The sequence below is a fragment of the Streptomyces thermodiastaticus genome, assembly GCF_014656135.1.
In the GTDB taxonomy this organism is placed as follows: domain Bacteria; phylum Actinomycetota; class Actinomycetes; order Streptomycetales; family Streptomycetaceae; genus Streptomyces; species Streptomyces thermodiastaticus.
The window spans coordinates 52608-61463 of the sequence record NZ_BNBV01000033.1 but is presented as its reverse complement, the minus strand read 5'-3'; the positions used below and the strand labels follow the sequence as shown (position 1 = coordinate 61463).

Sequence of the window (8856 nt, the reverse complement as noted above, 5' to 3'; positions counted from 1 at the left end):
AGGGCGAGCGGGTCGGGGCCGCCCGGGGCCGCCCGCGGCGCCGCGGCCGGGGCCGGCTGCTCGCCGCGGCGGCCGTGGTGACGGTGCTCGGCGCCGGCGGGACGGGCCTGGCGCTGGCGCTGCGGACCGGGCCGGCCCCGCAGGTGCGGGTCGCGGACGCCAGCGGGCGGATCACGGTGCACGTACCGGCCGGCTGGGCGCGGCAGCTGCGGGACTCCGGCTGGGATCCGGCGGTGCTCGGCCTGCCCGCCGGGCACGAGCCGGCGCTCGCCGTCGCCGACGACCTGTCCCAGTGGCAGGATCTCTCCTCCGACGTGGACGGGGTCTTCGTCGGGCTGAGCGAGCACGGCGACCTCAGGGCGCGGGTGGACGCCGTCGCCCACACCGGCTGCCGCTACGACGGCGAGCGTTCCTGGACCGGCGACCGGTTCACGGGCGTCGTCCGGTCCTGGAGCCGCTGCGCCGGCGGCGGCAGGATCACCGAGTCCGCGCTGGTCCCGGCGGCCTCCTCCGCGAGCCGGGACCAGGTGTACGTGCAGATCCGCGGGCACGGCGGTGCCGGCACGACCGACCGTGTGCTCGCCGCCCTGCGGGTGAGCTGACCCCGTACGGGTGACCGGCGCCGGGCCCGGAAACGGGAAGAGATGCCCGCGGGAGGCCGCGGACAAAGCGGGCGAGAAAAGTTTCCGCGCGAGCCGCGAACTTCCCGCCCGGTGCGCGCATCAGAACCCGGTGACGGCGCCACCGGGCGCCGGACGCACGCACCGCGTGCGAGGAACCTGCAGGAGCGTGGAACATGGCATACACCTTCCCGTCCCGTCACCGCACCGCCGCGCTGGCGAGCGCGGGCGCTCTGGCCGTGCTGGGCCTGCTGTCCGCCTGCGGCAACGGCGGCGACACCGTCAGCGCACCGCAGAAGGTGCCGGGCGCCGCCGCACCGGCGACCGGTGACGCGACGAACGGCGACACCTCGCCGGGCGCCCCTCCCGGGACGAGCACCCCGGCCGGCGACACCACCGCGGCCTCGGACGGAAGCAACGGCTCCGCCCCGTCCGCACACACCTCCGGCACGAGGGCCGCCACCCGGGGCACGTCCGCGAGCAGCACCCGCTGCCACACCTCTGAGCTGCGGGCCACGGTGGGCCCGAACGACCCGGGCGCCGGGCAGGAGAACTTCCCGGTGGTCCTCACCAACGTCTCCGGCCGCACCTGCACGGTGCGCGGCTACCCGGGTGCCGCGTTCGTGGACGCCTCCGGCAAGCAGCTCGGGCCGGACCCGAAGCGTTCTCCGGGGTCGCCCTCGACCGTCACGCTCGAGCCGCACGAGAGCGCCTGGGCGGGTCTGAGCTTCGCGAACCCGCAGGTGAGCGAGGCGCGGGCGGCGACCCCGGCCACGCTGGTGGTGACCCCGCCGGACGAGCGGGACCCGCTGCGGGTGCGCTGGACGGCCGGTCCGGTCCCGGTCGGCGGCAACGCCTCCTCGGTGTATGTGACGGTCCTGCGCCCGGGCACCGGTCCGTGACGGACCCCGGTGCCCGGCCACCGGCGCGGACCTGGTGCGTCCGTCTGCTTTGATGATCGGGCACCGTCGACCGTGTCCGAAGGATCCGAGCCCTGAACAGCCCTTACGCGCAGACCCTGTCCGTCGTACTGCTCGTCGCGGTCCTGGTGTGGGCCGTGGCGCGGCCCTTCGGCCTGCCGGAGGCGGTCATGGCGGTCCCGGCGGCCGCCGTGGCCGTGGCGACAGGGGTGATCTCGCCGGAGCACGCCCGAGCCGAGGCCGAACGGCTCGGGCCGGTGGTCGGGTTTCTGGCCGCCGTGCTGGTCATCGCGCACTTCTGCGCCGAGGAAGGGCTGTTCCGGGCCTGCGGGGCGTGGACGGCCCGGTGGGCACGGGGGCGGCCGCTGCGGCTGCTGACGGCGGTGTTCGCGCTCGCCTCGGTGATCACGGCGGTGCTCAGCCTGGACGCCACGGTCGTGCTGCTGACACCGGTGGTGTTCGCCACCGCCGCGCGCTCCGGCGTGCGCCCCAAGCCGCACGTGTACGCCTGCACCCACCTGTCGAACACCGCCTCGCTGCTGCTGCCCGTGTCCAACCTGACGAATCTGCTGGCGTTCACGGCGAGCGGCCTGAGCTTCACCCGGTTCGCCGCGCTGATGGCGCTGCCCTGGCTGGTGGCGATCGGCGCCGAGTACCTGGTCTTCCGGCGCTTCTTCGCCCATGACCTCGCGGCGGCGGCGCCCGCTCCGGTGACCGGCGAGCCGCCCGCGCTGCCGCTGTTCGCGCTGGTCACGGTGGTGTGCACACTGGCCGGGTTCGTCGTCGCCTCGCTGGTGGGGGTGGAACCGGCGTGGGCGGCGCCGGCCGGGGCCCTGGTGCTCGCGGGGCGGGCGCTGGTGCGCCGGCGGGCCACGCCGGTGACGGTGGTGCGGGCGGCGGCGCCCGCGTTCCTGGTGTTCGTCCTGGCGCTCGGCATCGTGGTGCGCGCGGTGGTCGACCGCGGGCTCGGCGACGCCCTCGGCCACGTCCTGCCCGGCGGCACGTCGCCGGCGGCGCTGCTGGCGACCGCCGCGGTGGCCGCCGTCCTGGCCAATCTGATCAACAATCTGCCCGCGGTGCTGGTCCTGCTGCCGCTGGCCGCCCCGGCCGGTCCGGGCGCCGTGCTCGCGGTGCTGCTGGGGGTCAACATCGGCCCGAACCTGACCTACGCCGGGTCGCTGGCGACCCTGCTGTGGCGCAGGATCGTCCACCAGCACGAGCACCAAGTGGATCTGAGGGAGTTCACCCGTCTGGGTCTGCTGGCCGTACCGGCGGCGCTCGTGCCGGCGGTGATGGCACTGTGGGGGTCGCTGCAGATCCTGTAGGCCGTGTCCGGGAACTGTTGGCCGTGTCCGGGAACGTCGCGCCGCCCGCGGGGTGCGCGGCAAAGGTCGTGAGGGAGCCGCCGTATGCGTGTGATCGCCTGGCTCGTCGAGGGCACCTGGCCGGCCTGCGTGGACGCGGTGCGCGCCCACGCCCCGCGGTCCGCCGAGGTGGTGCTGCTGCACGTCAGCGAGGAGGAGGTGCCGGCGCTGGCGCACGGGGCGTTCGCCGGGCTGCTCGGCCGCGGGCATCCCCGCGGGCCGCGCCCGGCCGGGGACTGGGGCTGCGATCCGGGTGAACAGGTGGCGGCGCTGGGCGGTGCCTCGGCGGGCGAGCTGCTGGAGGCGGCCGCCGCCCGGCTCGGGCGCCCGTGCACCCGGCTGGAGCGGACCGGACGGCCCGAGCGGGAGGTGGTGGCGGCCGCCGAGGGCGCCGGTCTGCTGGTGCTGGCCCGCGACGGCGACCGCGCCCGGCTGGGGCCGCACAGCCTCGGACCGGCGGCGCGTTTCGTCGTCGACCACGCGCCGTGCCCGGTGCTGCTGGTGTGGCCGGAGACGGCCCCCGGCCTGGCGACGCTGCCCCCGCCGCCTCCGGACGGTCCGCCGGACGGGCCCCGGCCGCCGGGCCCGCCCCCACCGCCTCCGGGACGGCGGTGAGACGGACCCGGCGGCCGGGGTCACCAGCGGTTCGCGTGCCGGACCGCGCCGTGCCGGCGGTCCGGGCGGGCGGGATCAGTGACCGCTGACCGCGTGCGGGACGTAGGGCTCCTCCAGCTGCTCGATCTCCTTGTCGGTGAGCTGCAGCTCCAGCGCCGCCACCGCGTCCTGGAGGTGACCGGGCTTGGACGCGCCGACGATCGGCGCGGTCACCGTGTCCTGGTGCAGCAGCCAGGCCAGGGCCACCTGGGCCCGCGGGACACCGCGCTCCTGGGCGATGCGGGAGACCGCCTCCACGATGACACGGTCGCTGTCCTGGTACAGCCGGCTGCCGAACTCGTCCGTGGCGCTGCGGCCGGTCTCGGTGCCCCAGTCACGGGTGAGGCGGCCGCGCGCCAGCGGGCTCCAGGGCAGCACACCGACCCCCTGGTCCGCGCACAGCGGGAGCATCTCCCGCTCCTCCTCGCGGTACAGCAGGTTGTAGTGGTTCTGCATGGACACGAACCGGGTCCAGCCGCCCAGCTCCGCGGTGTACTGGGCCTTGGAGAACTGCCAGGCGTACATGGAGCTGGCCCCGATGTAGCGCGCCTTGCCCGCCTTGACGACGTCGTGCAGCGCCTCCATCGTCTCCTCGATCGGCGTGTACGGGTCCCAGCGGTGGATCTGGTACAGGTCGACGTAGTCGGTGCCGAGGCGGCGCAGGCTGTTGTCGATCTCGGTCATGATCGCCTTGCGGGACAGGCCGCCGCCATTGGGCCCGGGCCGCATCCGGCCGTGCACCTTGGTGGCGAGAACGATCTCGTCACGGCGCGCGAAGTCGCGCAGCGCCCGGCCGACGATCTCCTCGCTGGTGCCGTCGGAGTAGACGTTGGCCGTGTCGAAGAAGTTGATCCCGGCTTCCAGTGCCTGCCGGATCAGCGGCCGGGAGGCCTCCTCGTCCAGGGTCCACTCGTGCGGGCCCCGGTCGGGGACGCCGTAGGTCATGCAGCCCAGACAGATCCGCGACACGTCCAGGCCGGTCGAACCGAGCTTCACGTACTGCATCGTTGGTGCTCCTGCCTCGAAGTGGTTGCCCGGCCGAGCGTATTCCCTCACAGATCGTCAGGGACGGCCGCGCCCCGTGCCGCAAGCGCGCCGCGCCGCCGCCGACCGGTTCACTCGGCGCCGGCCAGGGCGGTCACCTGGGCGCGGGCCCGGTCGAGCGAGCGGGCCGCCCGCTCCTCGAACCCGGCGAGGTGCGGCAGGACGTCGGCGCGGGTCAGTTCGGCGGCGACGACGTGCAGGCGGTCCGGCGCCACCCCCAGGTTGCCGAAGTACGCCCTCAGGTAGGGCGTCTGGAAGTCGAAGGACGCGCGCGGTGTGCCGGGCCCGTAGGCCCCGCCGCGGGCCATGACCACGACGACGCGGGTCGCGCGCAGCACGCTCTCCCCGGTGTCCGGGTCGGTGAAGGCTCCGGGGAACGTCACCCGGTCGATCCACGCCTTCAGCGCGGCGGGCACCGAGAAGTTGTACATCGGCACGCCGAGCAGCACGGTGTGTGCGCGGCGCAGCTCCTCGATCAGCGGCAGCGTCAGCTCCCACTCGCGCCGCTCGGCGGGACCGTCGACAAGCGCGGGGACCTTCTCCAGGGGCACGAGCCCCTCCCGTTCGACGCGGCGTCCCAGGGCGGTGTAGGCCCCGGTCAGCGGCGGCACCGGGTCGGCGGCCAGGTCGCGGTGGCGGCAGGCGGCCGTGCCGCCGTGCACGGCACGCCAGGTGGTGACGAAACGCCGGGTGAGCCGGCGGCTCACCGAGTCGGCCACCGGGTCGGCACTGGAGTCGATGTGCAGCAGCATCGCGAGGTCACCTTTCTCGTGGGGGACACGTCGAAGGGGTGACGGAACGCAACACGGAAAGGTGACCGATGGGCGCGGTGGCGGACGACGAGGAGCTGGCCCGGCGGTTCGAGGAGCGGCGCGGCCGGCTGCGGGCGGTCGCGTACCGCATGCTGGGCTCGACGGGCGAGGCCGAGGACGCGGTGCAGGAGACCTGGCTGCGGCTCGGCCGCACCGGGGCCGACGGCATCGGCCGTCTCGACGGCTGGCTGACCACGGTGGTCTCCCGGGTCTGCCTGGACATGCTGCGTGCGCGTGCCGCGCGCCGGGAGGATGCCTACGGGCACGACGTACCGCAGCGGGCGGACGAGGGTGCGGGGGCCGTGCCCGAGGAGGAGGTGCTGCTCGCCGACTCGGTGGGGGTGGCGCTGCTGGTGGTCCTGGACCGGCTCACCCCGCCGGAGCGGGTGGCGTTCGTGCTGCACGACCTGTTCGCTGTGCCCTTCGACCGGATCGCCGTCGTCCTGGACCGCTCGCTGCCGGCTGCGAAGAAGCTGGCCAGCCGGGCCCGGGGCAAGGTGCGCGGGGCGCCGGCGGTGCCGGGCGCCGAGCTGGGGCGGCAGCGTGCGGTCGTCGAGGCGTTCCTCGCCGCCGCGCGCGGCGGCGACCTGTCCGCGTTGCTGGACGTCCTGGCCCCCGATGTGGTGCGCCGGGCCGATCCGGCGGTGCTGCCGCCCGGGGTGCCGGCGGAGCTGCGCGGCGCCCGGGACGTGGCCCGCGGCACGGTCGCCCTGCGCGAGCGGGCGCTGTTCGCCGCGCCCGCGCTGGTCGACGGGCGCGTCGGGGCCGTGGTGGCGCCGGGCGGCCGGCTGCTGTGCGTGCTGCGGATCGCCGTGCACGACGGCCGGGTGCAGTCCTACGAGGTGATCGCGGCTTTGGAGCGGCTGCGGCGCCTGCGTCTGGCGGTGCTCGACCTCCCGGCGGGCACCTGAGGCGCTTTCGCGGGCCCGCCCGCCCGGCCATGGGCCGCGCCGCCCCGGCCCCCGGTCGCGGTACGGCGCCGTGTCCACCGGTCCGCCGGTGCCGTCGCGGGCCTCACCGGTCCGCCGGGGTCACCGTGATCGCACCGACGGGGCAGGCCCGGGCGGCCTCGCGGACCAGGGGCCCGTCGTCTTCCTCGTGTCCGGGCAGCAGGGCGCTGAAGCCGTCGTCGTCCTGGGTGAACACCTGCGGGGCGGTCAGCGCGCACTGGCCGGCGCCGATGCAGCGGTCCTTGTCGATGTCGATGTGCATGGCGGCGTGCCTCTCACCAGGTCACGGGGAGTTCCAGCATCCCCTGGATGGTGTCTCCGGGTTTGAAGGGGATCGTCTCGGGCTCGGCGGCGAGCCGGAGCGCGGGCAGCCGGCCGAAGAGGGTGCTCAGGGCGATCTCCAGCTCGGTGCGGGCGAGGTTCTGGCCCAGGCACTGGTGGATGCCGAAACCGAAGGCGATGTGGTGGCGGGCCGGGCGGTGGAAGTCGAGGGAGTCGGGCTCCTCGTAGACCGTCTCGTCGCGGTTGACGACCGAGGTGGAGACGAGCACGCCCTCGCCCGCCCGGATGACCGTCCCGTCCACCTCGATGTCCTCGGTGGCCACCCGCAGCAGCCCGTCCGCGATGGACAGCATGCGCATCAGCTCCTCCACGGCCGCCGGCCACAGCGCGGGGTCGGCGCGCAGCTCGGCCAGCCGGTCGGGGTGCTGCAGCAGGGTGAAGGTGCCCAGGGAGATCATGTTGGCGGTCGTCTCGTGCCCGGCGACGAGCAGGATGAGGGCGAGCCCGATCAGTTCCTTGCGGTCGAGTTCACCGGAGCGCAGCTGGTTGTGGACCAGCTCGTCCAGCACGCCCTCGCCGCCGGCCTCGCTCTGCTTGCGGTCGATCAGGTCGCCCAGGTAGGTCTCCAGGCGTTCGCGGGCGGCCTGGGTGTCGGCGGCGGTCGGGCCGCGCAGCAGCGTGCGGGACTGTGCCTCGAAGAACTCGTGGTCGGCGTAGGGGACGCCGAGCAGCGCGCAGATCACCATGGAGGGCACGGGCAGCGCGAAGGAGGAGACGAGGTCCGCGGGTGCGCCCTGGGCGGTCATCCGGTCCAGCAGGCCGTCGACGATGCACTGGATGTCGGGCCGGAGCGCGACGGCGCGTTTGAGGGTGAAGCTGGGGACCAGCATGCGCCGCTGGGTGCGGTGCTGCGGGTCGTCGACGCCGAGCAGGGCGGTGCTGCGGTCCCGTACGGCCGCGAACCGCGGCGTGGTCATCGGGAAGCCCTCGCGGGTGCGGTCGGTGGACAGGCGCGGGTCGGCGAGCAGGGCGCGGGCGGCGGTGTGCCCGGTGACCATCCAGACCGGCCGGCCGTCGTAGAGGGTGACGCGGGTGAGCGGGCGGGTGGTGCGCAGGGCGTCGTAGCCGGTGGGCGGGTGGTACGGACAGGTGCGGTCCTGCGGGAACGCGACCGGCTCCGCCGGCGCCGTCCCGGCAGGTGCGCCGGCCGGGGAGGGTGCGGTCGTGGTGGGCGGTGCGGTGGTGGAGTCCGGCATGTCAGACCTCGCAGACGTAAGGGTGCGTCGAGCCGGTGTTCATGAGATGCCCCGGGGCATCCATCGTGCGACGCGGCATCCGGCCAGAGGGGGCGCTGGAGGAGATATGGCTAGGAATCGACTCTTCCGCATCGTAGTCCGGCTGCCCCGGCGCGTCTCGGGACGACGGGATCCGGCCAGGTCCCCGGCACGGCAGGCGGTCGGCTTCCGTCCGCCACCGTGCGGTGGACGGCGCGGCGGCCGGTGTGCCGCACGGCGAGCGGACGGCACTCCGCGGGTCGCACCGGTGGCGCCGCGCGGGAGGGCAGGGGTGAAATCGACAGGGCACCGCTGTCGCCGGCTGTGCACCGCCGGTGAGCGAACGCGACGAGAGGACGGACACCATGCCCCTCGGAGGCGAGTACGAACCCAGCCCGCAGGAATGGGTCCGCAAGCACGTGGAGGTGTACGAGGGTTCGGGCGGCACCAAGGGCACCACCCTGCCGGACACCGACTGCCCGGTCGTCGTGCTGACCACGCGGGGTGCGCGCAGCGGGAAGCTGCGCAAGACGCCGGTGATGCGCGTGGAGCACGACGGGCGGTACGCGGTGGTGGCGTCCCTGGGCGGTGCGCCCAAGCACCCGCTGTGGTACTTCAACCTCAAGGCCGACCCCCGGGCCGAGCTGCAGGACGGTCCGGTCAAGCAGGACGTGCGGGCCCGTGAGGTGACCGGCGAGGAGAAGGCCGAGTGGTGGGAGCGGGCGGTGGCCGCCTACTCGCCGTACGCCGAGTACCAGCGGAAGACGTCGCGGGAGATCCCGGTGTTCGTGCTGGACCCGGTGCCGGAGGGGCACTGAACCGCGGAATGGGCCGCCGGCCGGGCGGCGGTCCGCCACCCGGTGGGCGTCCGCCCCGGCCCGGTGGCCCGGCCGCGGGGTCCCGGCGCATCCGTCCGGGTCCTTCGCACCTGTGTCC

At 75.0% G+C, this 8856-nt stretch carries 9 protein-coding genes and 1 pseudogene; 6 read left to right on the top strand and 4 right to left on the bottom strand.

Annotated features, from left to right (window positions below):
• From IE286_RS23665 to IE286_RS23650, 4 genes and pseudogenes are all read left to right on the top strand, one after another.
• Window positions 1-602: pseudogene (locus IE286_RS23665) on the top strand (serine/threonine protein kinase); the annotation flags it as partial.
• A 194-nt stretch (window positions 603-796) separates the two neighbouring features.
• Window positions 797-1522 (top strand): DUF4232 domain-containing protein, encoded by a 726-nt coding sequence (locus tag IE286_RS23660; protein ID WP_189798802.1) that lies wholly within the window; start codon window positions 797-799, stop codon window positions 1520-1522.
• A 92-nt stretch (window positions 1523-1614) separates the two neighbouring features.
• Window positions 1615-2865: an SLC13 family permease gene (locus tag IE286_RS23655; protein ID WP_189798805.1), complete on the top strand. Its 1251-nt coding sequence runs from the start codon at window positions 1615-1617 to the stop codon at window positions 2863-2865.
• An 84-nt stretch (window positions 2866-2949) separates the two neighbouring features.
• The gene (locus tag IE286_RS23650) at window positions 2950-3519 is read left to right on the top strand and encodes a universal stress protein (RefSeq protein ID WP_189798801.1); all 570 of its coding nucleotides are present in this window, start codon (window positions 2950-2952) and stop codon (window positions 3517-3519) included.
• Window positions 3520-3594: 75 nt separating this feature from the next.
• Here IE286_RS23650 and IE286_RS23645 read toward each other — a convergent pair whose 3' ends face one another.
• Window positions 3595-4563 carry an aldo/keto reductase gene (locus IE286_RS23645; protein ID WP_189798800.1) on the bottom strand — a complete coding sequence of 323 codons (969 nt, stop codon included), beginning with the start codon at window positions 4561-4563 and terminating at the stop codon, window positions 3595-3597.
• Between the two features lie 110 nt (window positions 4564-4673).
• Complete coding sequence (locus tag IE286_RS23640; protein ID WP_189798799.1) at window positions 4674-5354, bottom strand: FMN-dependent NADH-azoreductase; 681 nt, start codon at window positions 5352-5354, stop codon at window positions 4674-4676.
• A gap of 68 nt (window positions 5355-5422) precedes the next feature.
• On the opposite strand from IE286_RS23640, the gene IE286_RS23635 reads away from it, so the two are divergent.
• Window positions 5423-6325, top strand: a complete 903-nt coding sequence (locus IE286_RS23635; protein WP_189798798.1) for a sigma-70 family RNA polymerase sigma factor — start codon at window positions 5423-5425, stop codon at window positions 6323-6325.
• A gap of 103 nt (window positions 6326-6428) precedes the next feature.
• Here the strand turns inward: IE286_RS23635 and IE286_RS23630 are convergent, their stop codons facing one another.
• A complete protein-coding gene (locus tag IE286_RS23630; RefSeq protein WP_189798797.1) occupies window positions 6429-6626 on the bottom strand; it encodes a ferredoxin in 198 nt (65 codons plus the stop codon).
• 13 nt (window positions 6627-6639) lie between these two features.
• Window positions 6640-7902 carry a cytochrome P450 gene (locus IE286_RS23625; RefSeq protein ID WP_189798796.1) on the bottom strand — a complete coding sequence of 421 codons (1263 nt, stop codon included), beginning with the start codon at window positions 7900-7902 and terminating at the stop codon, window positions 6640-6642.
• A 383-nt stretch (window positions 7903-8285) separates the two neighbouring features.
• On the opposite strand from IE286_RS23625, the gene IE286_RS23620 reads away from it, so the two are divergent.
• Window positions 8286-8738, top strand: coding sequence for a nitroreductase family deazaflavin-dependent oxidoreductase (locus IE286_RS23620; RefSeq protein WP_189798795.1), 453 nt, complete (start codon window positions 8286-8288; stop codon window positions 8736-8738).
• Window positions 8739-8856 lie beyond the last annotated feature (118 nt).